General features: G+C 66.9%; 23 protein-coding genes. 16 read left to right on the top strand and 7 right to left on the bottom strand.

Going from position 1 to position 25,483, the window contains the following annotated elements; genetic code table 11:
• Positions 1–27: 27 nt before the first annotated feature.
• From AC1DYU_RS02785 to AC1DYU_RS02760, 6 genes are all read right to left on the bottom strand, one after another.
• Entirely contained in the window at positions 28–882 is an 855-nt protein-coding gene (locus AC1DYU_RS02785) for an NHL repeat-containing protein (protein WP_476790309.1), read from the bottom strand.
• Between the two features lie 152 nt (positions 883–1,034).
• A complete protein-coding gene (locus AC1DYU_RS02780; protein WP_476790308.1) occupies positions 1,035–1,949 on the bottom strand; it encodes an allantoinase PuuE in 915 nt (304 codons plus the stop codon).
• Positions 1,950–2,105: 156 nt separating this feature from the next.
• Positions 2,106–2,924 carry an ABC transporter permease gene (locus AC1DYU_RS02775; protein ID WP_476790307.1) on the bottom strand — a complete coding sequence of 273 codons (819 nt, stop codon included), beginning with the start codon at positions 2,922–2,924 and terminating at the stop codon, positions 2,106–2,108.
• Positions 2,925–2,933: 9 nt separating this feature from the next.
• Positions 2,934–3,800, bottom strand: a complete 867-nt coding sequence (locus AC1DYU_RS02770) for an ABC transporter permease (protein ID WP_476790306.1) — start codon at positions 3,798–3,800, stop codon at positions 2,934–2,936.
• Between the two features lie 25 nt (positions 3,801–3,825).
• Complete coding sequence (locus AC1DYU_RS02765) at positions 3,826–4,854, bottom strand: extracellular solute-binding protein (protein WP_476790305.1); 1,029 nt, start codon at positions 4,852–4,854, stop codon at positions 3,826–3,828.
• Positions 4,851–5,978: an ABC transporter ATP-binding protein gene (locus AC1DYU_RS02760; RefSeq protein ID WP_476790304.1), complete on the bottom strand. Its 1,128-nt coding sequence runs from the start codon at positions 5,976–5,978 to the stop codon at positions 4,851–4,853. Before AC1DYU_RS02760 ends, AC1DYU_RS02765 begins: the two co-directional genes overlap by 4 nt.
• A gap of 257 nt (positions 5,979–6,235) precedes the next feature.
• Between AC1DYU_RS02760 and AC1DYU_RS02755 the strand changes: the two genes are divergently transcribed.
• From AC1DYU_RS02755 to AC1DYU_RS02710, 10 genes are all read left to right on the top strand, one after another.
• The gene (locus tag AC1DYU_RS02755) at positions 6,236–7,267 is read left to right on the top strand and encodes an LLM class flavin-dependent oxidoreductase (RefSeq protein WP_476790303.1); all 1,032 of its coding nucleotides are present in this window, start codon (positions 6,236–6,238) and stop codon (positions 7,265–7,267) included.
• Positions 7,268–7,420: 153 nt separating this feature from the next.
• Positions 7,421–8,209, top strand: coding sequence for an IclR family transcriptional regulator (locus AC1DYU_RS02750; RefSeq protein ID WP_476790302.1), 789 nt, complete (start codon positions 7,421–7,423; stop codon positions 8,207–8,209).
• 4 nt (positions 8,210–8,213) lie between these two features.
• Positions 8,214–10,277 carry a hydantoinase/oxoprolinase family protein gene (locus AC1DYU_RS02745; RefSeq protein ID WP_476790301.1) on the top strand — a complete coding sequence of 688 codons (2,064 nt, stop codon included), beginning with the start codon at positions 8,214–8,216 and terminating at the stop codon, positions 10,275–10,277.
• Between the two features lie 6 nt (positions 10,278–10,283).
• Entirely contained in the window at positions 10,284–11,852 is a 1,569-nt protein-coding gene (locus AC1DYU_RS02740) for a hydantoinase B/oxoprolinase family protein (RefSeq protein WP_476790300.1), read from the top strand.
• Between the two features lie 78 nt (positions 11,853–11,930).
• Positions 11,931–13,073, top strand: a complete 1,143-nt coding sequence (locus tag AC1DYU_RS02735; protein WP_476790299.1) for an ABC transporter substrate-binding protein — start codon at positions 11,931–11,933, stop codon at positions 13,071–13,073.
• Positions 13,070–13,816, top strand: coding sequence for an ABC transporter ATP-binding protein (locus AC1DYU_RS02730; RefSeq protein WP_476790298.1), 747 nt, complete (start codon positions 13,070–13,072; stop codon positions 13,814–13,816). Before AC1DYU_RS02735 ends, AC1DYU_RS02730 begins: the two co-directional genes overlap by 4 nt.
• Positions 13,785–14,756, top strand: a complete 972-nt coding sequence (locus AC1DYU_RS02725) for a branched-chain amino acid ABC transporter permease (protein WP_476790297.1) — start codon at positions 13,785–13,787, stop codon at positions 14,754–14,756. The genes AC1DYU_RS02730 and AC1DYU_RS02725 overlap by 32 nt, the downstream gene beginning before the upstream one ends.
• Complete coding sequence (locus AC1DYU_RS02720; protein WP_476790296.1) at positions 14,753–15,556, top strand: ABC transporter ATP-binding protein; 804 nt, start codon at positions 14,753–14,755, stop codon at positions 15,554–15,556. Before AC1DYU_RS02725 ends, AC1DYU_RS02720 begins: the two co-directional genes overlap by 4 nt.
• Positions 15,549–16,427, top strand: a complete 879-nt coding sequence (locus tag AC1DYU_RS02715) for a branched-chain amino acid ABC transporter permease (protein ID WP_158486050.1) — start codon at positions 15,549–15,551, stop codon at positions 16,425–16,427. Before AC1DYU_RS02720 ends, AC1DYU_RS02715 begins: the two co-directional genes overlap by 8 nt.
• A gap of 44 nt (positions 16,428–16,471) precedes the next feature.
• Positions 16,472–16,804, top strand: a complete 333-nt coding sequence (locus AC1DYU_RS02710; protein ID WP_476790295.1) for a cupin domain-containing protein — start codon at positions 16,472–16,474, stop codon at positions 16,802–16,804.
• A 63-nt stretch (positions 16,805–16,867) separates the two neighbouring features.
• On the opposite strand, the gene AC1DYU_RS02705 is transcribed toward AC1DYU_RS02710, so the two are convergent.
• A complete protein-coding gene (locus tag AC1DYU_RS02705; protein WP_476790294.1) occupies positions 16,868–17,851 on the bottom strand; it encodes a GlxA family transcriptional regulator in 984 nt (327 codons plus the stop codon).
• A 122-nt stretch (positions 17,852–17,973) separates the two neighbouring features.
• Here AC1DYU_RS02705 and AC1DYU_RS02700 point away from each other — a divergent pair, with 122 nt between their 5' ends.
• From AC1DYU_RS02700 to AC1DYU_RS02675, 6 genes are all read left to right on the top strand, one after another.
• On the top strand, positions 17,974–18,804 hold the full coding sequence (locus tag AC1DYU_RS02700) for an alpha/beta fold hydrolase (RefSeq protein ID WP_476790293.1): 831 nt from the start codon (positions 17,974–17,976) through the stop codon (positions 18,802–18,804).
• Positions 18,805–18,978: 174 nt separating this feature from the next.
• The gene (locus AC1DYU_RS02695; protein WP_476790292.1) at positions 18,979–19,854 is read left to right on the top strand and encodes a polysaccharide deacetylase family protein; all 876 of its coding nucleotides are present in this window, start codon (positions 18,979–18,981) and stop codon (positions 19,852–19,854) included.
• Positions 19,855–19,901: 47 nt separating this feature from the next.
• Complete coding sequence (locus AC1DYU_RS02690; RefSeq protein ID WP_476790291.1) at positions 19,902–21,296, top strand: amidohydrolase family protein; 1,395 nt, start codon at positions 19,902–19,904, stop codon at positions 21,294–21,296.
• Between the two features lie 116 nt (positions 21,297–21,412).
• On the top strand, positions 21,413–22,306 hold the full coding sequence (locus AC1DYU_RS02685; protein ID WP_476790290.1) for a LysR family transcriptional regulator: 894 nt from the start codon (positions 21,413–21,415) through the stop codon (positions 22,304–22,306).
• A 138-nt stretch (positions 22,307–22,444) separates the two neighbouring features.
• Positions 22,445–24,022 (top strand): ABC transporter substrate-binding protein, encoded by a 1,578-nt coding sequence (locus tag AC1DYU_RS02680; RefSeq protein ID WP_476790289.1) that lies wholly within the window; start codon positions 22,445–22,447, stop codon positions 24,020–24,022.
• 99 nt (positions 24,023–24,121) lie between these two features.
• Complete coding sequence (locus AC1DYU_RS02675; RefSeq protein WP_476790288.1) at positions 24,122–25,462, top strand: hydantoinase/carbamoylase family amidase; 1,341 nt, start codon at positions 24,122–24,124, stop codon at positions 25,460–25,462.
• The last annotated feature ends 21 nt before the right edge of the window (positions 25,463–25,483 follow it).

Below are 25,483 nucleotides of genomic sequence, written 5' to 3'. Positions count from 1 at the left end.
GTCCGGAATGACGTCGCGGTTCCATCGCTATTGGTCCAGCAGCCGCAGCCGCGTCAGCCGGCTCGGGTTGGTCTCCGCCAGCAGGATGTCGCCGCCCGGCATACCGAAGATGCCGTGGGCGCCATTCAGGAAGGGGCGGCAGCGGCCGAGCTTTTCGCCGGCCGGGCCGATCTTCTGCAGGCTCGGGATCATGTCGGTCACGTAGGTGTTGCCGTCGGCGTCACCCCAGATCGCGACGGGCTGGTAGAAATGGGTCCAGCTCGCGAGATGGCCGCCATTATGGTCGAAGACCTGGACGCGGTTATGGGTGCGGTCGACGACGACGACGCGGCCATCGGCATGGGTCCAGATCGCATGCGGCCAGCCGAACTGGCCGTCGCCGCTGCCCTGCGAGCCCCAGCTCTGGATGTGCACGCCATAGGCCGAGAAGCGGTGGACGCGGCTCGCGGCATAGCCATCGGCGACGTAGATGTCGCCCCAGGACGAGACATGCACGTCGGTGGGATGATTGAATGGGGCCGCGGGCTCGCCGCGCTGGCCAAGCGCGCCGAGCTTCTCGCCCTTCACCGAGCAGATGATGACCTCGTGCATGTCGCGATCGACACAGAGGATGCGGTCCTGTGCATCGGCGGTCAGCATATGCGAATCCGCGATCAAGTCGCCGCCCCAGCCGCCGATATACTCGCCATCGGGCGAGAGCTCGATCACGCGCGGATCGTTCGGCTGGGTGAGCGGATCGTGGCGCAGCATGACGAAGACATGCCCGCGGGAATCGACCGTGACATCGGTGACGAAGCCGGCATTCTGCGGCCAGGAACCGAAGGGCCGCTCGACGAGGTAGCGCGTGTCGCCGAGGGCGACGATGAGTTCGGGTTTGGGCAAAGGGAGTCCTCGTTCGATCGATCAGGATGCGCCGTCATTCCGGGCCAGCGAAGCGCAGACCCGGAATTCCTCATAGGGCAGCACCTTACGATGGATTCCGGATCGGCGCCGCTTTCCCGGCTTGTCCGGAATGACGGTGGACGTGGGAGAGCTTAGGCGCGTTCTCCCGCAAACGGATGCGTCTTCGCCCAATGCCTGGCGATGTCGAGCCGGCCCGTCACCCAGACGCCCTGATGACCTTGCACGTAGTCGAGGAAGCGGGCGAGGCCCGCCGCGCGGGCCGGATGGCCGATCAGGCGCATGTGGAGGCCGACCGACATCATCTTGGGCTGGGTGGCACCTTCCGCATAGAGCATGTCGAAGGCGTCCTTGTGCCAGTCGAAATAATCGTTCGAGGTGCCAAAGAAACCCGAGCCGAACTTGCCGTCATTGTTGACCAGCGAATACGGCACGACCAGATGCGGCTTGCCGTCCACGACCTTCCAATAGGGCAATTCGTCGTCGTAAGCGTCTGAATCATAGAGAAAACCGCCCTCCTCCACGATCAGCTTGCGGGTGTTGACGCTGGGCCCATAGCGGCAATACCAGCCGAGCGGGCGCTCGCCGACGGTGGCCTTGAGCGAGACGATCGCCTTGGCGATGTGCTCGCGCTCCTCCGCTTCGGTGAGGTCGTAATGCTTGATCCAGCGCCAGCCATGGCAGCAGACGTCGAAGCCCGACGCCTTGATCGCGGCCGCGGCTTGCGGATTGCGCTCGATCGCCAGCGCGCAGCCGAACACCGTCAGCGGCAGGCCGCGCTCCTGGAACAGCCGCATCAGCCGCCAGAAACCGACGCGGCTGCCATAGGCGAACATGCCCTCGCCCGCGAGATCGCGACCCTTGACACCGGTCGGCAGGCCGTTCGCCTCGGTCAGGCCAAGTTCGGTATAACCCTCGCCGTCCTGGATCGAGGGCTCGGAGCCCTCCTCGTAGTTCATCACGAAATTGATCGCGATGCGGGCACCATTCGGCCATTGCGGGTCTGGCGGATTGGCGCCGTAGCCGATCAGGTCGCGGTCGTAGGTCATAAAGGTCTCCATCGTACATTCTCATCCGAGGTCGTCCCGGGCGACCGCAGGGGAGACCCGGGACCCATTCCGGAACGCTTCAGGAATGGATCCCGGATCTCCGCTTCGCTGCGTCCGGGATGACGGCGAGGCTGAATCAAACGAGCGGCTCGGCAATCACCCGCTCACCCGCCTGGTCAGGCCGGTCAGGCGGTCCATCACGATCATCAGCACGAGCGTCGCCAGGATCAGCACGCCGGCGATGGCGGCGATGCGGACGTCGAGCGTCGATTCCATCATGCCCCACATCCGAATCGGCAGCATCGAGGTGCGCGCGTTGGAGAGGAAGAGCGAGACCGGGACATTGTCCATCGAGGAGATGAAGGCGAGGAAGCAGCCGGCCGCGATGCTGGGCGCGATCAGCGGCAAGGTGATGCGGCGAAAGCCATAGACGCGGCTGGCACCGAGATTGGCGGAGGCCTCCAGCAGCACGGGGTCAAGCTGCGTCAGGCTCGCCAGCGTCGTGCGGAAGATGAAGGGCGCGATCACCACGAGATGGCCGGCGATCAGCAGGTTGAGCGAGGGTCTGATGCCGAGGACGGAAAAGAACATCAGCGCGGCCAGCCCGTAGGAAAGCGTCGGCAGGATCAGTGGCGACAGGAAGCTCGCCTCCAGGAAGCGGGCCGAGGGCTGTGCAACCCGCGTGATCGCAAGCGCCGCCAGCACCGAGAGAACGGCACCGATCAGCGTGGCAAGGCCCGCAACCCAGACGCTGTTCAGCGCCGCTATGTGGATCTGGGCCGAGCGGACGGGGTCGAAGAGTTCGCCGTACCAGCGCAGCGACAATTCCGGCGGCGGGAAGCGCAGGGTCTGGGAGGTGGTGAAAGAGGTCGCAATCACGATCAGGACCGGCCCGATCAGGATCAGGACGGCGAGGCCTGCAAGACAGCCGATGACCCAGTTATAGGTGACGTCGCCGAGGGTTGAGCGCTGCATGGTCTGACCTCAGCTCGTCCTGGCGAAGCGGCCGAGCCAGCCCAGCGCCATGATGCCGGCCAGCACGGTGAAGAGCAGCGTCAGCGAGGCCACCGCCGCGAAGGGCCAGTTATAGACCACCGTGACCTGCTGGTAGATCAGCGCCGGGAGATAAACGAGGCGCGCGCCGCCGATCACCGATTGCGAGATGAAGGCCGTCGTCGCCGAGGCGAAGACCAGCGTGGCGCCGGCGATCCAGCCCGGCAGGGTCAGCGGCAGCACGACCCGAAAGAAGGTCCGCCATTTCGAGGCGCCGAGCGCGCGCGAGGCGTCGATCAGGTTCTGGTCCATCTGGTTCATGATCGTCAGCAAGGGCAGCAGCATCAGCGGCATCTCGATCTGCGTCAGCGCGATGACGAGGCCGAGTTCGGTCTGCAGCAGGTTGAGCGGCGTCGCGGTGACGCCGAGCCCGATCAGCGTCTGGTTGATCACGCCCTCGCGCGCCAGGATGACGATCCAGGCGAAGGTGCGGATCACCACCGAGGTCAGCAGCGGCATCAGGATGATGAAGATCAACACGCGCTGGGCGCGGGCGCTCGCAGCGCGGAACACCAGCGCCAGCGGATAGGCCAGCAGCGTCGTCGCGACGACGGCGAAGACGCCGAGCTTGAGCGTGTCGAGGATGACCTTGCGATAGAAGGCGTCGCCGTAGAACTTCGTCCAGGACTCGAACCCCAGCCGCGTCTGCTCGGAATCGGCATAGAAGCTGACACCGAGCAGGATCGCGAAGGGCGCGGCGAAGAAGACGAGATAGGTCAGGCCGAGCGGCGCCGCGAGGCGCCAGTCGACCTTTTCGCCATCGGCCGGCGGCGATGCTATCGCGGCAGCACCCGCCATCGATTTAGCCCCTCGATCCGCCGCCTTACTTCGTGATCTCCTTGTTGAAGCGCTCGATCCAGGCGGCCCGCTGCGGATTGATCTTGGTCCAGTCGTGAGTGACCATCTTCGAGAGCTCGTCGAGCGAGGTGATGCCGAGGGAAGGGTCGAGCGGCGTCTCGGTGTTGATCGGCACCATGTTGTAGGGCGCCTTTTGCAGCGCGTTCTGGATGTCCGGCGAGATCGCGGTGTCGATGTATTTATAGGCCGCGTCGACGTTCTCGGCGCCCTTCACGATGTGCAGCGTGGTCTGGAAGGTGATCGAGCCCGATTCCGGCGCGATATAGGCGATGTCGACACCGCGGCCCTTGAGGATCGCGACCGTGTTGGTGTTGCCGTACATGATGTCGACCTGGCCCTGCTGGAACAGGCCGGGGAGCGCAGCCGGCGTCGCGATGGCGGCGACCTTCGGCACTGCCTCCTTCAGCACCTTGAAGACCGGGTCCATATTCGCCTCCGAGCCGCCGAAGGCCTTGGCGATCTCGATCAGCGACACGGTGCCGAAGGTGGTCTGGAAGCCGGTCAGGCCGAGCCGCTCGACATAAGGCGACTTGAACAGGTCGGCCCAGGTCTTGGGCGGGTTGGGAAACTTCTTCGGGTTGTAGGCGATGCCGACGACCTGAGCATTGCAGGTCACGGCATGCGAGGTGATCAGGCCCTTGGGCACCTTGTCGGCGTTGCTCAGCTTCTTGACGTCGATCGGCTCGAACAGGCCGGCCTGCATCGCCGCCGCCGCAGGGCCGGGATCGAGCACGAAGCAGTCGAAGGGCGGCACGCCGCGCGCGGCACGGACCTTGGCGACCTGATCGACGGCGAAGAGCGCGTCGAAGGCGACGTCGACAGCGTATTTCTTCTTGAGCTCGGGCGCGACGACGCCGCGATAGGCCTCTTCCCAGGTGCCGGGATAGATCGCGGCGGTGAGGCTGCCGGCGGCGCTGGCGCGGCCCGGCAGCATGCCAGCCAGGCCCAGCGCGGCAGCGCCAGCCATCAGGTCTCGGCGGGTCATGACGGTCATGAAAGGTCTCCGGGTAAGGGGTTGGAAGCGGGGAAAAGCGCGGGGCGGGCGTGGCCGGCGAGGCCGACATGAGCCGTTCCGGTGCCGCCAGAGGCCATCCCCGGCCGGCGCGCGATGGCGACCTTGAGCGACTCGCGGGCGTCGCTGACGACGTCGTGGATCAGTTCGCCGCCGATCGGCAGGCTGAGCTTCAGCGTGACCGGAATGCGATCGGGCGCCGACTCGTCGGCGAGCAGCATCTGCTCCGGCCGGACCGAGACGACGACCGGCTGGCCGGCCTCGAAACGGGTTTTCGAGCCGACGGTCCAGATCGCACCATTGGCGAGCGCGACACGATAGCCACCCTCGACGATCGCCTCGACCGTGCCGTTCAGAAGGTTGCTGGAGCCGATGAAGTTGTTGACGAACAGCGTCGCCGGCTCGTCATAGACCTGCACCGGCGTGCCGAGCTGCTCGATGCGGCCCTGGCTCATCACCGCAATGCGGTCGGCGATCGCCATGGCCTCGTCCTGGTCATGGGTGACCATGATCGCGGTCAGCGCGAACTGGCGCTGCAGACGCTTAATCTCGATCTGCATGTCGAGCCGCAAATTCTTGTCGAGCGCGGCGAAAGGCTCGTCGAGCAGCAGGATGCGCGGCCGCATCGCGAGCGCACGCGCCAGCGCGACGCGCTGCTGCTGCCCGCCGGAGAGCTGCTTGGGCTTGCGGTCAGCGAATTTCGCCATCTGGACGGTGGCCAGCATCTCCTCGACGCGCTGCGCCTGGACGTCCCTGCTCTCGCCTCGCGCGGCGAGCCCATAGGCGATATTCTGCGCCACGGTCATATGCGGGAACAGCGCGTAATTCTGGAAAACGATGCCGATCTCACGGCGGTTGGGCGGCAGCGTGTCGATCGGCCGGCCGTCGATCGTGACCTTGCCGTTGCCCTGCTGGATGAAGCCGGCGACGATGCGCAGCAGCGTGGTCTTGCCGCAGCCGGAGGGACCGAGCAGCGCGACGAGCTCGCCGCCCTTGACCTCGAGCGTGACGTTGTCGACCGCGAGCCCGCCGCCATAGCTGTGCGTGATGCCGTCCAGCGTCAGCGGCTGGGCGGTCATCGCGGCGGGTGCGGCAAGCGTAGGCATCGGACTGGCGACGATCCTGGGAGGAGTCTGCAGCGAAGAAGCCAGCAACTGCCGTGCCAACGCTGGCTGCATGGCCCTGCCGCCACCGCGCGCCTGACGGTCGCGCCTCCGCCCTGCTATGAGTGTCGGCCCAGGCGCCGTCGCGAAATCGGGTTGGCGGAGTCGCGAGTTCTGCCTGCTTCATCATCAGCCGCATAAGCACGCGGCAGGATCGCCCGGCCGCGACGGCGATCACCCCTCCCTCTTCCGGACATGCCATGGCTGACACTCTCGAACTCGGGCTCGACACCTTCGGCGACGTCACCGCAGGGGCGGATGGCGCGCTGCTGCCGCATGCGCAGGTGATCCGCAACCTGATCGACGAGGCGGTGCTCGCCGACGAACTCGGCATCGATTTCTTCGGCCTCGGCGAGCATCACCGCGCCGATTTCGCGATCTCGACACCGGAGACCGTGCTGGCGGCCATCGCGGCACGGACGAGTCGCATCCGGCTGGGCTCGGCGGTCACGGTGCTGAGTTCTGATGATCCGATCCGGGTGTTCCAGCGCTTCTCGACGGTCGATGCGATCTCGAACGGGCGGGCCGAGGTCATTCTCGGCCGCGGCTCCTTCACCGAATCCTTCCCGCTGTTCGGTTATGATCTCAGCCAGTACGAGACGCTGTTTGCCGAGAAGCTCGATCTGTTTGCCGCGCTGATCAGCCAGCAGGCCGTGACCTGGCAGGGCACGATCCGCCCAGCCCTGACGAACCAGCGGGTCTTCCCACCGATCGAGACCGGCCGGCTCAAGACCTGGATCGGCGTTGGCGGCAGCCCGGAATCCGTCGTCCGCGCGGCGCGTTACGGCCTGCCATTGATGCTTGCCATCATCGGCGGCGATCCCGCCCGCTTCACGCCTTACGCCGATCTTTACCGCCGCGCCTTCTCGCAGCTTGGCGAGCCCGTGCAGCCGATCGGCGTACATTCGCCAGGCCATGTCGGCGAGACCGACGCCCAGGCGCGCGAGGAGATGTTTGCCGACTACAAGCGCATGCGCGACCGCATCGGCGCCGAGCGTGGCTGGCCGCCGATGGGCCGGGACGAGTTCGAGCGCGAGGTCGATCACGGCTCGCTTTATGTGGGCTCGCCCGAAACCGTCGCGCGCAAGATCGCCGCCACCGTCAAAACGCTGGGGCTCACGCGCTTTCAGATGAAATACAGCGCCGGCCCGCTGCCGCATGAGAAAATGATGCGCAGCATCGCTCTCTATGGCGAAAAGGTCGTCCCGCTAGTCCGCGACATGCTCGCCTAAAGCGCGCTGACGCGCACCCTCCCCTAGCCCCAATACAATAGCTCTTGCCCGCCCTCACAAGGCGGTTGACGAGCCATGCCTTTGTGCTAGCGTATCAAATAACAAAATGATGTTTCATTATATGAAATGAAACACAGAGGAACGCTCTCGTTGATGGATCCTGACAAAGCTCCGGGGAAACCTGCGCCTGCCGGCACCAGCACGCTCGATCTCGCGCTTCGCGCGGTCGAGTATCTGGTGCAGCAGAGCCGTCCGGCTGCGCTCGCGCAGATCGCGGACGCCCTCGGCGCCTCCAAAGCAACAATCTACCGGCATCTGGTCACGCTGCAGAAGCACGGCTTCGTGCGGCAGGACGCCGAGACCGGCCGCTACGATGCCGGCATCAAGCTGATGGTGCTGGGCGAGTCGCTGCGGCAGCGCTTCGATATCGTCGCCGCGGCGCGCGAGGAGCTGATGACCCTGCGCGACCACACCGGGCAGGCGGTGACGCTCTGCTCCGTGATCGACGACGAGGTGATCGTCCTCGAACTGATCCAGGGCCGGACGCTGGTCGAATTCGCGACACGGCGTGGCACCCCGATGGCCTATCACGCCAGCGCCCATGGCAAGATCTGGCTCGCCTTCGGACCACAGGAGCGCCTGCGCCGGATCGCGGCCGGCCCGCTCAAGGCGTGGACGCCGACAAGCATCGTCTCCGGCGAAACGCTGCTGACAGAGATCGCGACCGTGCACGAGCGCGGCTGGGCGACCGCTCCCGATCAGGTCATCACCGGCGTCAACGCGCTGGCCGCACCCGTCTTCGACCACCGCAAGATTCTCGTCGGCTCGATCGCCATCGTCGGCTCGACCCAGTTCATTCCTGCCATTCCCGACCCCGAACAGATCCGTGAGGTCGTCGGCAGCGCCGCACGCATCTCGCGCGGCCTGAATTGGAAAGACTGAAGCCATGACCTATTCGCTGGCCGTCGATATCGGCGGGACCTTCACCGACATCGTGCTGCGCGACTCGCGTGGCGGCCTGAGCGTCGACAAGACGCTGACGACCCATCACGACCTGCTGGAAGGCTTCTTCCGGGGCGTCGATTCCGTGATGGGCAAGGCCGGGATCGACGCCGACGCCATCGACGGCGTCGTCGTCCACGCCACCACGGTCGTCACCAACGCGCTGATCGAGCGCAAGGGGCTGCCCACCGCACTCGTTGTCACCGAAGGCTTCCGCGACGTGCTCTCGATCCGCAACGAGCACCGCTACGACATGTACGACCCGCAGATCGAGTTCCCCGAGCCGTTGGTGACGCGCGATCTGACTTTCGGCATCAGGGAGCGCGTGCTGGCGGACGGGACCGTCGCTCTTGCGCCCAGCCCTGCGGACATCACGAAGCTCGCCGCCGATCTGCGCGCCAGCGGCGCGCGCGCCATCGCGATCTGCTTCCTCAACAGCTTCGCCAATCCCCAAAACGAGGCGATCGTCGCAGCGGCGCTCTCGCGCGAACTGAACGACGTCTTCATCTGCACCTCGGCGGAGGTCGCGCCGCAGATCCGCGAATACCAACGGGCCTCGACCGCGACGGTCAACGCCTATGCGATGCCGATCTCGCAACCCTATCTCAAGCGCCTGAGCGACCGGCTGCGCGTCGAGGGCTTCGCCAACACGCCCCTGATCATGCTGTCCTCGGGCGGCGTCGTCGGGGCGGAGACTGCCGGAAAGAACCCCGTGCGGATGATCGAAAGCGGCCCCGCGGCCGGCGCGCTCGCCGCCTGCCATTATGCGGAGCTGCTCGGCATCGACCGGCTGATGTCCTTCGACATGGGCGGCACCACCGCCAAGGCCTGCCTGATCGAGAACCGCACCCCGCTGATCACCGGGCTGTTCGAGGTCGACCGGCGCTACCGTTTCCGCGAAGGCAGCGGCCTGCCCGTCACCGTGCCCTCGATCGACCTGATCGAGATCGGCGCCGGTGGCGGCAGCATCGCCCATGTCGACGATCTCGGCCTGCTCAAGGTCGGGCCCGAAAGCGCCGGCTCCAATCCGGGCCCGGCCTGCTACGGCCGCGGCGGCCAAAGTGCGACCGTCACCGATGCCGACCTCGTGCTCGGGCTGATCGATGCCGAGAACTTCCTCGGCGGCGACATGTCGCTCGACAAGGCCGCCTGCGACGCTGCGCTCGCACGACTCGGCGAGGCGCTTGGCCTCAACCCCGTGCAGGCGGCGCGCGGCATCTACCGCATCGTGACGGAGGCGATGGCCTCGGCGGCGCGCACCCATGCCACCGATCGCGGCGTCGATTATCGCGGCCTGCCGCTCTTCGCCTTCGGCGGCGCCGGCCCCTTGCATGCCTGCGGCGTCGCCGACCTCTTGCAGAGCACTTCGGTGATCGTGCCGCCGCAGTCGAGCGTGCTGTCGGCCTTCGGCACGCTGGTGACGCCGGTCCGGCTCGATCTCGTCCGCAGCGACCTGACACGCGTCGATCATCTCGACTGGGAGCGTGTCGATCGCGTTCTCGGCGATCTCGAAAGCGAGGGCCTGACGGCGCTGGGCGAATCCGGCTGCGCAGCCTCCGACGTCACCATCCTGGTCGGTGCCGACATGCGCTATGTCGGCCAGCAGCACGAGGTCACGATCATCTTCGAGACCGATCCGCGCAAGACCCGCGACACGGCCGCGCTGACGGGGCAGTTCGAAGCCGCCTATCGCACGCTTTACGGCGTCAATCCCTCGCATGTTCCGATCGAGCTGGTGACCTGGCGCGTCGTCGCGCGCGGCCCGCTGCCGCATTTCGACGGGCAAGAGCGGCCGCAGATCGCAGCCGGCGCCCCCAAGCGCCATCGCCCGGTCCACGCCTGGGAGGACGGCCAGTCCGTGCCCGTCTACGAGCGCGCGTCGCTCGCAACCGGCCAGACCATCGCCGGGCCCGCCATCATCGAGGAGCGCGAGACCACGACCGCGCTGCCCCCCGGCTGGAGCGCGACGATCGACGCGCTCGGCTGCATCGTCGCCACGAAAGGCTGAACCCCGATGGCAAAGACACTTCCGATGGACGGCGTCGAGCTCGAAATCCTCTGGTCGAACCTGATCGGCATCGTCAACGAGCGCGCCAAGGCCCTGCAGCGCATCGCCTTCAGCCCGATCGTGCGCGAAGCCGGCGACCTCGCCTGCGCGCTGTTCGACAAGCGCGGGCGCATGGTGGCGCAGGCCAATACCGGCACGCCCGGCCATATCAACTCGCTCGCCATCGCCGGCGCGCATCTGGTGCGCCTGTTCGAAGGGCGCTGTGAGCCCGGCGACGTGCTGATTACCAACGACCCCTGGCTCTCGGCCGGACACTTCTTCGACATCACCATCCTGACGCCGATCTATGACGGGGAGAAGCTGCTCGCCTATATCGGCTCGACCATCCACCACACCGATATCGGCGGCTACGGCATCGGAGCCGGTGCCCGCGACGTGCATGAGGAGGGTCTCTGGATCCCGCCGCTCAAGCTCTATGAGCGCGGCAAGCCCAGCGAGATGCTGCACGACATCATCCGCCGCAACGTCCGCACGCCCGACGCCGTCTTCGGCGATCTGTCGGCGCAGGTCTCGTCCGGCGAGGCCGCCGCCGAGCATCTGATCACCCTGTGCGAGCGCTACGGCATCGACGACATCGAGGCCTTGTCGGATGAGATCATCAACCGTTCCGAGGAGGCGACGCGCAACGCCATCCGCAAGCTCAAGCCCGGCACCTATCACGGCGAGAGCAGCTTCGACGTGCCGGGCGGCGAGGTCATCACGCTGAAGACCGCCGTCACGGTCGATGTCGAGGCCGGCGCGATCATCATCGATTTCGAAGGCTCGTCGCCGCAGACGACGACCGGCATCAACGTCGTGCTGAACTATACCCACGCCTATTCGACATTCGCCGTGCGCTCCTGCCTTAACCCGGACCTGCCCAACAACACCGGGTCGCTGGCGCCGATCGAGGTGCGCGCTCCCGTGGGCTCGATCATCAACTGCGCCTATCCGGCGCCCGTGAATGCGCGCCATGTCGTGGGCATGTATGTGCCGATGCCGATCCTGAAGGCGCTGCATCAGGTCATGCCGGAGCGCGTGCTGGCCGAGGGGTCAGGGGCGGTCTGGACGATCCAGATTCAGGGCCGCAAGCCCAATGGCGAGCCTTTCACCTCGTCGATGTTCAACTATTCCGGCGGCATGGGCGCGCGCGCCGGCAAGCCGGGCCCGAGCGCGACCTGCTATCCGACCGGCGTCGCGGCTGTACCGATCGAAATCCTGGAAGCGGCGATGCCGATCGTCTTCGACCGCAAGGAATTGCGGACGGGTTCGGGCGGCAAGGGCCGGATGCAGGGCGGCGACGGCCAGATCATCCAGTTCCATATGCGCACCGACCATGCCTGGCTGCTCAACGCCGTGCCGAGCCGGCTCGAGCGCGGCCCCGACGGCATCGATGGCGGTCTCCCCGGCATGCCCGGCCGCTTCCTCGTCAACGGGAAGTCGGTGAGCGAGGCGAAGAAGCTGACCATGCAGGCCGGCGACGTCGTCCTGCTCGAAACGCCGGGTGGCGGCGGCTACGGCAAGCCGGCGGCCTGACGACTGCGCAACAAGACCAAAAAAAAGGCGGGGCCCCGACGGGGCCACCAGCCACACCAGAGGAAACCGGGAGGACAGATGATGAAGCAGACATTCTTTGCGGCCGGACTTGCCGCCAGTATCGCGATCGCCGGCGGACAGACCGCCAGCGCGCAGGAGCCCTACAAGATCGGTGTCTCGGCCGGCCTGACCGGCTACGCCGCGACCGTCGACCGCGCCTGGCGCGACGGCGTCGAGCTCGCGGCCGCGGCGGTCAACGCCAAGGGTGGGGTGATGGGCCGCAAGATCCAGGTCGTGGTCGAGGACAACCGCTCCGAGCCGCAAGAAGCCGTGACCGTCTACCGGAAGATGCTGAGCTCGGACAAGGTCGATGTCTTCGTCAGCGGCTGCGTCTCGGCAGGCAATTTCGCTGCCGCCGGCCTGCTGCTGCGCGCCAAGGTGCCGATGATGCTGTGCTCGATCCTGCCACAGCAGGCCGAGCATCTGCCCTGGGCCTTCACCACGCTGCCGCCCGCCGGCTTCGAGGTCGACAAGCGGCTGGAATACCTCAAGGAGAAGACCCAAATCCGCAAGATCGCGGTGCTGCACGACCCGACGCCTTACGCGAACCTCCAGAAGGGCGTGGCCGAGCGAAACGCCGCCAAATACGGCCTCGAGGTTGTCTCGGTCGACCAGTACAAGCAGGACGATGCCGATCTCAGCGTCCAGATCAGCAAGGCCCGCTCGGCCGGCGCGGGCGCGATCCTGAAGATCGGGCTGGGCGGCACGACGCTCACCGCCGCCAAGAACATCAAGCAGCTCGGCGCCGACATGCTGCTGCTCACCAGTCTCGAGGATCTGGCCGTGTTCGGCCCCGTCTCCGAGGTGCTGGGCGACAAGTTCTTCTTCGTCGCCTCGCCATCGCAGGTCTACGAGGCACTGCCGGAGGGCGCACTCAAGACTGGCATCAAGGCCTTCCTTGATCCCTGGCGCGAAAAGTTTAGGGATCGCGACCCGAACTGGGCCTCGCGCGGCTGGGACGGCGTCATGCTCACCGTCGCGGCGATCGAGAAGGCCAAGTCCTTCGAGGGCGAGAAGGTCCGCGCCGCCTATGAGGAGGTGACCGGCTTCCAGGGCACGACCGGCATCTACAACTTCAGGCCCGACCTGCATCAGGGCATCACCGAGAACCCGTTTGTGCTGGCGACGATCGCGGCCGGCAAGGTCAAGGTGGTGCAATGAGCCTTCCGGTCGCGGCGCAGACCAACGCGAGCGCTGCTGCGCCGATCCTGGCCGCGACCGGGCTGTCCGCTCGCTATGGCCATATCCACGCGTTGCATGGCGTGGATATCCGGATCGGCGAAGGCGAGCTCGTCGCCGTGCTCGGCCCCAACGGCGCCGGCAAATCGACCCTGCTGCGCGCGATCATGGGGCTCTCGGCCAATAGCGGCGAGGTCCGGTTCCGTGGCGATGTCCTGCCACGCAGCGACGCCGTCGCGGTCGCCTCACGCGGCATCGTGCTGGTGCCGGAGGGGCGCGGTCTCTTCGCCCCGATGAGCGTCGCCGACAATCTCGAACTCGGCGCCTATCGCCTGCACGACAAGGCCGAGTTCAACCGCAGGCGCGAGCGTGTGCTGACGCTGTTCCCACGCCTGAAGGAACGGCTCGGCCAAGCCGCCGGCTCGATGTCGGGCGGCGAGCAGCAGATGCTCGCGCTCGGGCGGGCGCTGATGGCAGGGCCAAAGCTCCTGCTGCTGGACGAGCCCTCGCTCGGCCTCGCGCCGCGCGTCACCGGAGAAATCCTGGAGACGCTCGGCCTCCTGAACCGCGAAGGCCTGGCGATCGTGCTGATCGAGCAGAAGGCGCCGCTGGCGCTGGAACTCGCCAATCGCGTCTACCTGCTTTCGCTCGGGCGCATCGTCGCCGAACTCGATCCGCGTGACATCACATCCCATGACGATCTCGCCCAGCATTACTTCGCCTGAACGGCGCCCGATCGGGCTGCGACTTGCGGGGCTGCTGCCCTGGCTCTTCGCCGCGGTCGTCGTCGGTTACGCCATGGTCGTCGGCGGCTATGCCGCAACGGTCGTCTCCTTCGCGCTGATCTATGCGGTCTTCGTGACGGGCCTGAACCTGTTCATGGGCTTCGCCGCGCAGGTCTCCTTCGGCCAGAACGCCTTCGCCGCGATCGGCGGCTACGGCTCGGCCGTGCTGACCGCGACCTATGGCTGGGCGCCTGTGCCCGCCATGGCGCTCGGCATCGCCGCCGCCGTCCTCGCCGCGGCAATCATCGGTTTTCCGACGCTGCGGCTGAAGGGCCACTACCTCGCCATGGGCACGCTGGCGATCGGCCTGATCACCTATGAGATCACCGTCGAATGGCAGTCGGTGACGCAGGGCTATATGGGCATTTCCGGCATCCCGCCCTTCGGCATCGGCCCCTATGAGGTCACCTCCGATCGCGGCCAGCTCATCATGCTTTCGCTGGTCGTCGCGGCTTGCGCCTTTGCCGCCGCGCGCATCCGTCGCTCGCGCTTCGGCCGCGCACTTTCGGCGGTGGCCGGCAGCGAGGAGGCCGCGACCGCGCTCGGCATCGACGTCTCCCGCTACAAGCTGATGGCCTTCCTGCTCTCGGCCGGCTTCGCGGCGCTCGCCGGCTCGCTCTTCGTGCATGTCGTCGGCTATGTCAGCCCCGAAGTCTTCGGGCTGCACATGGTCATCGTCACCTTCACGATGCTCTATGTCGGCGGCATCGGCACGGTCGCGGGGCCGCTCGTTGGGGCGCTGATCGTCAGCCTGCTGCCGGAGACCTTCCGCGCCTTCAAGGACTATCAGGACCTGGCTTATGGCGCCGCGCTGATCCTGCTGCTGATCTACGCGCCGCGTGGTCTTGCCAGCCTGTTTGCCCCGCGAGGCCGCTCATGAGCCGGCTCAAACTGGAAGGCGTGACGCGCCGCTTCGGCGGGCTGGTCGCCGTCGACGACGTCTCTTTCGAGGTGCCCGCCGAAGGCGTCACCGCCGTGATCGGCCCCAACGGCGCCGGCAAGACGACGCTGTTCAACCTGATCTCGGGTGCGCTGCCCCCGAGCGCGGGCCGCATCCTGTTCGAAGGGCAGGACATCACAGGCTTGCCCGCCCATAAGGTCGCCACTGCCGGGCTGGTTCGGACCTTCCAGCTCGTCAAGCTGTTCGAGGATCTGAGCGTGCTCGACAACGTCAAGGTCGGCTGCCACCTGCAGGGCAGGGCCGGGCTGTTCGCCGCGCTGCTGCGGCCGGCCTCGGCGCGGCGCGAGGAGGCCGCCGTCGATGCGAGGGCCCGCGAACTGCTCGACTTCGCGGGGCTCTCGGCCTTCGCGGACGAGCCGGCATCGGGCCTGCCCTATGGCCGTCAGCGCATGCTCGAACTGGCGCGCGCCATGGCGGCCGGTCCCCGGCTCATCCTGCTCGACGAGCCGGCGGCCGGCCTCAACACCGAGGAATCGGCGGCCTTGTCTCGCATCATCCGCCGCATCGCCGATGACGGGACGAGCGTGCTCCTCATCGAGCACGACATGACGCTGGTGATGAACACGGCCGACCGGGTCGTCGTGGTCGATTTCGGCCGCAAGATCGCACAAGGCACACCCGCCGAGGTCCGTGCCGACCCGGCCGTGATCGCGGCCTATCTCGGCACCGGCAAGCCGTCGCCGGACCCCGCAGCCACGCAGGAGGCGGCCCATGGCTGACTGGTCCTATATTCCGCAGGTTCTGGTCAGCGGGCTCGGCATCGGCTGCGTCTACGGGCTGATCGGCATCGGCTTCTGCGTGATCTACAACGCCAGCGGCATCGTGAACTTCGCGCAAGGCGCGTTCGTGATGCTCGGCGGCATGATCACCCAGGTGCTGTTTTCGCGGAGCGGCGTGCCGCTGCCTGTGGCAGCGCTGATCGCGATCGCGGCGGTCGCCGTGCTCGGCGTCGCGATCGAGCGCGTCGTCGTCCGGCCCTTGTGGAATCGCAAGGCGACGATGTTCGTGATGATCCTGGCGACGCTCGCCGCCCAGATCGTGATCGAGCGGCTGACCCTGATCGCGGTCGGCGACCAGCCCAAGACCCTGCCGGTCTTCACCGACCGGCCGCCGCTGATGTTCGGCTCCGTCGCCGTCGGCTACCAGCTGATCTGGATCGTCGGCGGCTCGCTGGCGATCGTCGGACTGCTCGCCGCTTTCTTCGGCCTCACCAGGACCGGCAAGGCGATGCGGGCCTGCTCGATCAACCGCGAGGCGGCTGCGCTGCAGGGCATTCCGGTCTCGCGCATGCTGGCGCTGGCCTTCGCTCTGAGCGCGGCCTTGGGCGCGATCGCCGGCATCCTGATCACGCCCACCCAGTACACCGCCTTCAATGTCGGCGTGCCCTTCGCGATCAGCGGCTTCATCGCCGCGATCGTCGGCGGTTTCGGCCGACCCTTCGGCGCCTTTCTCGGCGGGCTTCTGCTCGGGCTGCTGCAGGCGCTCGCCATCGTCGGCTTCGGCGCAGGCCTCAAGAACGTCGCGGCACTTTCGGTGCTGCTGCTGTTCCTGTTCATCAGGCCGTCGGGCATCCTCGGCGCGGCCAAGTAAGCGACCGCCCGGACGGCCGCCATTCCTGAATCGGGAGATCCGCCATGGACATTCACAAGATCGACTGGAGCAGCATTCCGTGGACGCCGGTGCGTCCGGGCGTCGATCGCAAGGGCTTCTCCGGCAATGCTGCGACGGTGGCGCTGCACCGGCTGATGCCGGGCCATGAGCCCAAGCCCCACAGCCATCCCCATGAACAGATCGCCTATATCATCAGCGGCACGATCCGCTTCTTCATCGGCGGCGAGGAGCATCTGATCGGCCCCGGCGGGCTCGTGCTGATCCCGTCCGGTGTCGAGCATTGGGGCGAGGTCGTCGGCGACGAGCCGGTGATCAATCTCGACGTGTTCACGCCGTGCCGGCCGGAATACTCCTGATCAAAGCTAAGATCGCGTCAGCCTTCCCGAAAACCGGATTCCACTTTTCGGGCCGACGCTTTGTCAGGCCGCGACGCCGAAGCGATTGCGATACTCGGCCGGCGACAGGCCGGTGACGCGCTGGAACAGCTTGCGAAAGGCGGCGGCGTCGCCATAGCCGACCTCCCAGGCGATCTGCGCAACCGGGCGCCGGCTCAGTTCCAGCGCCTCGCGCGCCTTGGCGATGCGGATCTGTTGGGCGTACTCGGTCGGGCGCAAGCTCGTCGCCTTGCGGAAGCGGCGCAGGAAGGTGCGCTCCTCCAGCCCTGCCCGCTTCGCCAGCGCCGGCACCGCATGATCCTTCGCGCCCGTCGCCTGGAGCCAGTGCTGCACCTTCAGGATCGCGGCGTCGCCATGGTCGAGGCGCGGCACGAAGCCACCATAGGGGCGCTGCGTCCGCCCGGGCGGATCGACGAGCAGGAAGCGCGCCGTCGCCAGCATGACGCTGGGCCCCAAGAGCCGCTCGACCAGCGTCAGGCCGAGATCGGCCCAGGCCAGGATGCCGCCCGCCGTGATGATGTCGCCATCGTCGATGACCATGCGGTCGGTCTCGACCCGGATGGTCGGAAAGCGCTCGGCCAGCGCCTCGGCGAAGGCCCAATGCGTCGTGGCGGGGCGGCCTCCGAGCAGGCCGGTTTCGCCGAGCACGAACGCCCCGGCACAGACCGAGCAGAGCGTCGCCCCCTCCGCATGGCGGGCCGACAGCCACGCAGCGAAGCCGTCCATCGGCTGCATTTTCCCGGGCAGGACGAGGCTTGGCGGCGCGATCAGATGGCCCGGATTGTGCAATGATCCCGGATGGCTGTCGAAGGCGCATTCGATGTTGGCGCCTTTATCGGCCTGCCGCCAGTGGCTGACCCGGATCGCCGGCGCGGCAGGACCGCCCCGGGCCAGACTCATCTCGCCGGCGATCCGGAACAGGTCCGTCAGCCCGTAGACCGCTGCTAGCTGAACGTCGGGGTACAGGATGATGCCGATTTCGGCGATGATGGTCGGGCCTGTCGTCATCTTGTCAGTTTTACCGCTGCACATTGTCGGTTCCGCCAAGCGGCACCATGCAGCCGGAAGCCTATAACGTCCACATCGAAGGGCGGCGCTCCTGCCGCCCGGACAAGCCGAGGACCGCGACGATGAGCACGATCACAACCAAGGACGGCACCGAGATCTTCTACAAGGATTGGGGTTCCAAGACCGCGCAGCCGATCGTCTTCCATCACGGCTGGCCGCTGAGCGCCGACGACTGGGACAACCAGATGCTCTATTTCCTCGACAAGGGATTCCGGGTGATCGCCCATGACCGCCGCGGCCATGGCCGCTCGTCGCAGACCGCGACCGGCAACGAGATGGACACCTACGCCGCCGACGTCGCCGAACTCGCCGCCGCGCTCGACCTGAAGAATGCCGTCCATATCGGCCACTCCACCGGCGGCGGCGAGGTCGCTCACTATGTCGCCCGCGCCGAGAAGGGCCGCGTCGCCAAGGCCGTGCTGATCGGCGCCGTGCCGCCGGTCATGGTCAAGTCGGACAAGAACCCCGGCGGCCTGCCGATCGAGGTGTTCGACGGCTTCCGTTCGGCGCTCGTCGCCAACCGGGCGCAGTTCTACATCGATGTGCCGGCCGGGCCGTTCTATGGCTTCAACCGCGACGGCGCCAAGGTCTCGCAGGGCCTCATCGACAACTGGTGGCGGCAGGGCATGATGGGCGGCGCCAAGGCGCATTACGACTGCATCAAGGCCTTCTCGGAGACGGACTTCACCGAAGACCTGAAGGCGATCGAGGTGCCGGTTCTGGTCATGCATGGCACGGACGACCAGATTGTCCCGATCGCCGACTCGGCGCCGCTGGCCGCCAGGCTTCTGAAGAATGGCACGCTGAAGACCTATGAGGGCCTGCCGCACGGCATGTGCTCCACCCATCCCGAGGTCGTGAACCCGGACCTGCTCGCCTTCATCCAGGCCTGACACGCAGCCTCCGGCCTCCCTCGCCCACTATAAACGCGGCGAATAGACCGGCGGAATAAATGATAGCGCTGCCCCGGCCGGCCACCTCGTGGCCGGCCGTTTGTTTGCTATCGTTGAGCCCGCGGGCGGGCCCAATTCTTCGAAGCCGCTTCCGCTCCGAAGCGAGAACACGCGATGATCCCCGTCTTTCCGCTGCGCATCGCCAACCCCGCCGATCCGGCGCCCGAATTTCCCTGGCCCGCCGGCAAGCGCTGCGCGCTCTTCCCGGCCTTCGACGTCGATGCCGAGACCGCCTGGCTGCAGCACGACGCCGCCAATACCGACCGGCTGGTGACGCTCTCCTTCGGCGGCTACGAGGAGCGTGTCGGCGTGCCCAAGATCCTCGAATATCTCCGCTCGGTCGAGGTCAAGGCGACCTTCTTCATTCCCGGCTGGGTCGTCGACGTGCATCCGAAGATGTGCGAGGCGATCGTCAAGGACGGCCACGAGGTCGGCCATCACGGCTACCAGCACAAGCGGCCCGACCCTGCCGAATTCGCCGATGACAAGGAGGAGATCGACAAGGGGCTGGACTCGCTCAAGCGCGTGCTCGGCGTCGTGCCCGTCGGCTATCGCGCACCGTCGGGCGAAAATTACGACCAGTTGCTCGGCTATCTCAGCGAGCGCGGCATCGTTTATTCCTCGTCCTTCCGCGACGACATCCGGCCCTATCGCCACAAGCTGCGCGACGGCTCGAAGGGGCTGGTCGAGCTGCCGGTCAACATGTCGTTCGACGACTGGCTCTACGGGCTCTCGCAGCGCTACAGCTCGCGCCCGATGTTCCCCAAGGAGCATGTGCTCTCGATCTGGAACGGCGAGCTCGACCAGACCCGCGAATGGGGCGGCCTCGTCACCATGGTGATGCACCCCCAGGTCACCGGCCGGCCGATGCGGATCGGCATCCTGCGCGACTTCCTGGCGCGGGCGCGCGGCTTCGGCGATGTCTGGGTCGCGACCGGCAAGGAGATCGCCGAGCACTACCTCGCCCATGAGAAGGCTGCAGGTCTTTAGACCGCGGCAGGCGCCGTCATCCCGGAACCGAGCGAGCGACGAGAACCATGGACCTGCTGATCACCGGCGCGACGATCGTCACCTGCGACGACGAGCGCCGCATCCTGGATGACACCACCATCGCCATCTCGGGCAACCGGATCGCCGCCATCGGCGGCGCCGCGACGCTGGAGCAGGACTATCCCGGCCATGAGCGCATTGACGGGCGCGGCGTTGCCGTCCTGCCCGGCTTCATCAACGCCCATACCCATACCGTCCTGACGGCGCTGCGCGGCACGGTCGAGGACTGGGATGGCGAGATCATCTATCGCTACATGTCGCCGGTCTCCTACACGATGAGCGACCATGAGCGCGCGGTGATGGCCGCGCTCGGCTGCCTGGAGGCGATCCGCAGCGGCACGACGACGCTGGTCGACCCCTTCCGTCATGTTCCCTCCTATGCCGGCGCGATGGCCGATACCGGCGTGCGACTATGGCTCTCGGAAAGCTGCGCCGACATTGACACGCGCAAGATCCGCTTCGGCGAATACGGCATCGACGAGGCCTTCGGGCGCATCTTCCTCGAGCGCACGCAGGAGCTGATCGAGACCTGGCATGGCGCGCGCGACGGCCGGGTCAGCTGCCAGGTCGCGGCGCATGCTCCCGACAATTGCTCGCCTTCGATGCTCGGAAAGATCATGGAACTGGCGCAGCGCCATGGCCTGACCCGGACCTGCCATCTCGCCCAGAGCACCGGCGAGATCGCGGCGGTGAAGGCCGCCCATGGCCTGACGCCGGCCGGCTATCTCGACCGCGAAGGCTTCCTCGGTCCCGACCTGACCTGCGCGCATTGGACCTTCTGCACGAAGGACGACATCGCGCTGCTGGCCGAGCGCGGCGTCCACATGGCGCACAATCCGGCGCCCTCCTCGCGCAAGGGGCCACATCGTGTTCTGATCGGCCCGATCCGGGATGCCGGCGTCAATATCGCGCTCGGCACCGACAACATGACCGAGGACATGTTCCAGGCGATGAAGATCGGTATGATCGTGCATCGCGCCGGATATGGACGCGCACAGGAGGGCGGGCTCGATCCGCAGCCGCAGGGCGTGCTCGACATGGTCACCCGCAACGGCGCGCTGACCGTCGGGGCGCAATCCGAGATCGGCACGATCGAGGTCGGCAAGAAGGCCGACATCACCCTGCTCGACCTCAACCAGCCGGCGATGCGCCCGATCCTGCGGCTGACCTCTAACATCGTGAACTATGCCCATCCCGGCATCGTCCAGTCCGTCATCGTCGACGGCGAGTTCGTGATGCGCGACCGCAAGGTGCTGACGATCGACGAACCGGCTTTGCTGGCCGAGGCGCAGGCGGTGACGGAAGCGGTCTGGCGCCGGATGCTCGCGGCCAATGGCGACATCGCCCCGCCGAAGGGCGAGATGCCGTTCCTCGATGCCTGACCGGCACAGCTTCTCGCCGGGCGGCGCCCTTCCATAGTCTGCTTGCGCCCGGCGTGGCGCTGGCACATGATTTGCTGGCGAAATAGAGTTGAGCCAACTCTATTCAGAGCCAGAATATGAACCTGCGTCAGATCGAGCTTCTGCGAGCAGTCGTCCGCTGCGAGACCACGGTGCGGGCGGCCCATGAGCTGGGCCTGTCACAACCCGCCGTCAGCAATGCGATCAAGCATCTCGAGAGCCAGATCGGCTTCCCGCTGTTCGAGCGGGTCAACAACCGGCTGTTCCCAACGGCGGAGGCGCGTGAGCTCTGCCTCGACTCCGATCCGATCTTCAACATGCACGCGGCTTTCGAGGCCAAGGTGCAGGATCTGAAGGAAAACCGCACCGGGCATGTCCGCATCATCGCGACGCCGCCACTCGGCTACAGCGTCATTCCGATCGCCCTGCGGAATTTCCTGGCCAAGAGCCCCAACACCCGGGTCTCCTTCGACATCCGCCGCTTCGAGAACGTCATCGAAAGCGTCGACAACGGCCTAGCCGAACTCGGCTTCGTGCTCGGCCTGAACGACTATCGCGGGCTGGAAGGCGAGTCCTTCTTCACCGAGCGGATGGTCTGCGTGATGCAGCCGGATCATCCCCTCGCCGCCAGGGAGACGATCACCCCCGACGACCTGCGATCGACCGCCTTCATCGCGCTGGAGCGCGGCACCAAGATGGGCACGATTGTACGGCAGGCCTTCGCCGAGGTCGGCGTGCCGTTCCGCTCGGCGGTCGAGGTGCGCTACTGCAACACCGCCTGCATCCTCGCCGAGACCGGCGTCGGCGTCGCGGTGGTCGACCCGCTCTCGCCGCTCTCGGCGAAGAACCTCGCGATCAGGCGGTTCGAGCCGGCCTCGCCGGTGTCGGCCTCCGTGGTGCGCTCGCGCAAGCGGCCCTTGTCGCGCGCCGCCGAGGCGTTCCTGCGCGAGGTCCGGATTATCGCCAGCGAAACAGTGTCCCGCCTGTCCTGATACCCTGAGTATTCGCTGCGCGAATGCCACCCCCGGATTCTTCATAAGGCAGTGCATTGCCTTGTGCCCCAGGGCTGACCCAGTGTCGGCGGCGTCGAAACCTGACGATGCGGCCGCTGGCGCCGCCGGGGCCCCATCATGCTGAATCGTCGCCATCTGCTCGCTGGAACCGCCGCTGCGCTGATCTCGCGCCCAGCACTGGTGCGTGCCGCCACGGCTACGACGCTGCGCTTCGTGCCGGTGATCGACCTCGCCTTCCCCGACCCGATCTACGCCACCGCGCAGGTCTCTCGCACCCATGGCTTCATGGTATTCGACACGCTCTACGGCATGAACACGAAGCTCGAGATCTCGCCCCAGATGGTCGAGGGCCACAGCGTCGAGAACGACGGCAAGCTCTGGAACCTGACCCTGCGCGACGGTCTGCTGTGGCATGACGGCGAGAAGGTCACGGCGCGCGACTGCGTCGCCAGCATCCGGCGCTGGGCCAAGCGGGATGCTGCCGGCGATGCCCTGATGCAGGCGACCGACGAGCTTTCGGCGCCCGACGACCGTACCATTCGTTTTCGCCTGAAGGCGCCCTTCCCTTACCTGCCCTACGCGCTCGGCAAGGTCTCGGCCCCGGTCGCCTTCATGATGCCGGAGCGGCTCGCCAACACCGATCCCTTCAAGGTCATCCCCGAGGTGATCGGCTCGGGCCCGTTCCGCTACAAGGCCGATGAGCGGGTGCCGGGCGCCCGCAATGTCTATGAGCGCTTCGAGCGCTATAAGCCGCGCGATGGCGGCACGCCGGACTGGACCTCGGGGCCCAAGATCGTGAATTTCGACCGCGTCGAGTGGACGACGATGCCGGACGCTGCCACCGGCACCTCCGCCGTGCAGGCCGGCGAGCAGGACTGGCAGGAGGCGATGCCGCATGACCTGCTGCCGCTGATCGCGCGCAACACATCGGTGAAGACGGCGGTGCTCGATCCGCTCGGCTTTACCTGCCAGATGCGGGTCAACCATCTGCTGCCGCCGTTCAACAATCCGGCGATCCGCCGCGCCATGCTCGGCGCGATCGACCAGGAGGCCTTCATGATCGCGGTGGCCGGCGATGATCCGGCCTTCCGCCACAGCCCGCTCGGCTATTTCACGCCGGGCACGCCGATGGGCAGCGAGGCCGGGCTCGACATCTTCCGCGGCCCGCGTGACTACGACAAGGTCAAGCGCGAGCTGAAGGCCGCCGGCTATGCCGGCGAGAAGGTCGTGCTGCTCGTGCCGGCGGATTCGCTCGCCCAGAAGCCGCTCGGCGACATCGCGGCCGACGTGATGAAGCTCGCGGGCATGAATGTCGAATACACCGCGCTGGATTTCGGCTCCGTCCTCAAGCGCCGGACCAACAAGGGCCCGGCCGACCAGGGCGGCTGGAACGCCTTTGTCGGCAACTGGCAGGGCATCGACTGGCTCAACCCGCTGGTGCATTCGACGCTGCGCGGCGACGGCACCTTCCCTGGCTGGGTGCAGAGCCCGAAGATCGAGGCGCTGCGCACGCAATGGCTGGCGACAGGCGATCTCGCGACGCAGAAGCGCCTCTGCGACGAGATCCAGGCGACCGCCTTCGACGAGGTGCCCTACTACCCGATCGGCCAGTACAAGCAGCCGACGCTGTTCCGCAGCGATCTCTCCGGCATGATGAGCGGCACGCCGGTGTTCTGGAACCTGAAGCGCGGCTGATCGAGGCAACGACAACGACGAGAGACCGATGAGGAACGGCCCCCGCATGACGCCGACGACCCATTCCCGCAGGGCTCGCGACAGCGAGACGTGCGCCTCATGAGCGCCGCTTCGAGCCGACCGCATAATGTCGCGGATGTCATCCCGACGCCCGAGGCGATCCGCGCCGCCGTGGCCGCCCAGCGCGGCATGGTCGAGCGGCTGTTTTCGACGCTGGCGGCGGGCAGCCAGGGCAACCCCGGCATCATGCGCGACACCTATGGTGCCGGCGAAAATTTCGGCCACGCCGTGATGGTGGAAGCGGCCACCGCCGCAGGCCTCGCGGTCAGGACGGATGCCGCTGCGAACACCTATGCGACCTGGCGCGGGGCGGATGCCGCCGCGCCGGCGATCCTGATGGGCTCGCATCTCGACAGTGTGCCCCATGGCGGCAATTTCGACGGCGCGGCCGGCGTGATCGCCGGCCTCGTGACGATCGCGGCCTTGCGCGAACTCGGCTTGCAGCCGCGTTGCGACGTCACCGTGATGGGCGTTCGGGCCGAGGAGAGCGTCTGGTTCCAGGTCTCCTATATCGGCAGCCGCTCGGCGCTCGGCACGCTTCCCGAGGGAGCGCTGGAGGCGACCCGCATCGACACCGGGCGCAGCCTGGCCGACCATATGCGCGATTGCGGCGGCGATCCCGAAGCCTTGCGCCGGGGCGTTCGCGCGCTCGACCCCAGGCAGGTCCGCGCCTTTCTCGAGGTCCATATCGAGCAGGCGCCGAGCCTGTTCGAGGCCGGCTTTCCGATCGCCATCTGCACCGGCATTCCCGGTAATTTCCGCTACCCGGACGCCCGCATCGTCGGGCGGCACGACCATGTCGGCACGCCGCGCCGCTTCCGCCGCGATGCGGCGATGGCCGGCATGGCGCTCGCCCACGCCATGGACGAGATCTGGGCCGCGCAGGAGGCGGCAGGCACGCAGATCGCCATCACCTTCGGCCGGTTCCATACCGACGCCGAGATGCATGGGCTGACGACGGTGCCGGGCGAGTTCCATTTCAGCCTGGACGTACGCGCTTATGACGAGGCGGTGCTGGCCGGGCTGGAGGCGCAGATGCACCAGGCGATCGGCAGGATCGAGGCGCAGCGCAATGTCAGGTTCGAACTCGGTCAGCGCGCCTCTGCCGCCGTTGGGCCGGTCGATGCCGGCATCAAGACCGCGCTGACGGACGCCTCCGATCGCCTCGGCATCCGCTCCATGCCGCTCGGCAGCCCGGCCTCGCATGATTCCGCCGCTTTCGCGGCCGCCGGCGTACCCGTCGCCATGCTGTTCGTGCGCAACGAGCATGGCAGCCACAACCCGAAGGAAGCGATGGAGATCGACGACTTCATGGATGCCGCTGCCGTCATGGCAGTTTGGGTCGCAGACAACATCGGAGTCGCTGACGGGACGCGCTGAGCGCGGCCCCGCTCATTCGAA

The organism is Allobosea sp. P2_B12, assembly GCF_056404835.1.
The sequence above is the reverse complement of the archived record's forward strand: the minus strand, read 5'-3'. Positions and strand labels throughout refer to the sequence as shown.

What these genes read in the sequence shown, in the direction of transcription:
- AC1DYU_RS02680 (WP_476790289.1), top strand. Translation starts at nt 22,445, where the DNA reads ATGCTGAATCGTCGCCATCTGCTCGCTGGAACCGCCGCTGCGCTGATC.
- AC1DYU_RS02690 (WP_476790291.1), top strand. Translation starts at nt 19,902, where the DNA reads ATGGACCTGCTGATCACCGGCGCGACGATCGTCACCTGCGACGACGAG.
- AC1DYU_RS02780 (WP_476790308.1), bottom strand. Translation starts at nt 1,949, where the DNA reads ATGACCTACGACCGCGACCTGATCGGCTACGGCGCCAATCCGCCAGAC.
- AC1DYU_RS02755 (WP_476790303.1), top strand. Translation starts at nt 6,236, where the DNA reads ATGGCTGACACTCTCGAACTCGGGCTCGACACCTTCGGCGACGTCACC.
- AC1DYU_RS02685 (WP_476790290.1), top strand. Translation starts at nt 21,413, where the DNA reads ATGAACCTGCGTCAGATCGAGCTTCTGCGAGCAGTCGTCCGCTGCGAG.
- AC1DYU_RS02695 (WP_476790292.1), top strand. Translation starts at nt 18,979, where the DNA reads ATGATCCCCGTCTTTCCGCTGCGCATCGCCAACCCCGCCGATCCGGCG.
- AC1DYU_RS02735 (WP_476790299.1), top strand. Translation starts at nt 11,931, where the DNA reads ATGATGAAGCAGACATTCTTTGCGGCCGGACTTGCCGCCAGTATCGCG.
- AC1DYU_RS02745 (WP_476790301.1), top strand. Translation starts at nt 8,214, where the DNA reads ATGACCTATTCGCTGGCCGTCGATATCGGCGGGACCTTCACCGACATC.
- AC1DYU_RS02750 (WP_476790302.1), top strand. Translation starts at nt 7,421, where the DNA reads ATGGATCCTGACAAAGCTCCGGGGAAACCTGCGCCTGCCGGCACCAGC.
- AC1DYU_RS02725 (WP_476790297.1), top strand. Translation starts at nt 13,785, where the DNA reads ATGACGATCTCGCCCAGCATTACTTCGCCTGAACGGCGCCCGATCGGG.
- AC1DYU_RS02710 (WP_476790295.1), top strand. Translation starts at nt 16,472, where the DNA reads ATGGACATTCACAAGATCGACTGGAGCAGCATTCCGTGGACGCCGGTG.
- AC1DYU_RS02675 (WP_476790288.1), top strand. Translation starts at nt 24,122, where the DNA reads ATGAGCGCCGCTTCGAGCCGACCGCATAATGTCGCGGATGTCATCCCG.
- AC1DYU_RS02730 (WP_476790298.1), top strand. Translation starts at nt 13,070, where the DNA reads ATGAGCCTTCCGGTCGCGGCGCAGACCAACGCGAGCGCTGCTGCGCCG.
- AC1DYU_RS02740 (WP_476790300.1), top strand. Translation starts at nt 10,284, where the DNA reads ATGGCAAAGACACTTCCGATGGACGGCGTCGAGCTCGAAATCCTCTGG.
- AC1DYU_RS02705 (WP_476790294.1), bottom strand. Translation starts at nt 17,851, where the DNA reads ATGACGACAGGCCCGACCATCATCGCCGAAATCGGCATCATCCTGTAC.
- AC1DYU_RS02760 (WP_476790304.1), bottom strand. Translation starts at nt 5,978, where the DNA reads ATGCCTACGCTTGCCGCACCCGCCGCGATGACCGCCCAGCCGCTGACG.
- AC1DYU_RS02700 (WP_476790293.1), top strand. Translation starts at nt 17,974, where the DNA reads ATGAGCACGATCACAACCAAGGACGGCACCGAGATCTTCTACAAGGAT.
- AC1DYU_RS02765 (WP_476790305.1), bottom strand. Translation starts at nt 4,854, where the DNA reads ATGACCGTCATGACCCGCCGAGACCTGATGGCTGGCGCTGCCGCGCTG.
- AC1DYU_RS02720 (WP_476790296.1), top strand. Translation starts at nt 14,753, where the DNA reads ATGAGCCGGCTCAAACTGGAAGGCGTGACGCGCCGCTTCGGCGGGCTG.
- AC1DYU_RS02775 (WP_476790307.1), bottom strand. Translation starts at nt 2,924, where the DNA reads ATGCAGCGCTCAACCCTCGGCGACGTCACCTATAACTGGGTCATCGGC.
- AC1DYU_RS02770 (WP_476790306.1), bottom strand. Translation starts at nt 3,800, where the DNA reads ATGGCGGGTGCTGCCGCGATAGCATCGCCGCCGGCCGATGGCGAAAAG.
- AC1DYU_RS02715 (WP_158486050.1), top strand. Translation starts at nt 15,549, where the DNA reads ATGGCTGACTGGTCCTATATTCCGCAGGTTCTGGTCAGCGGGCTCGGC.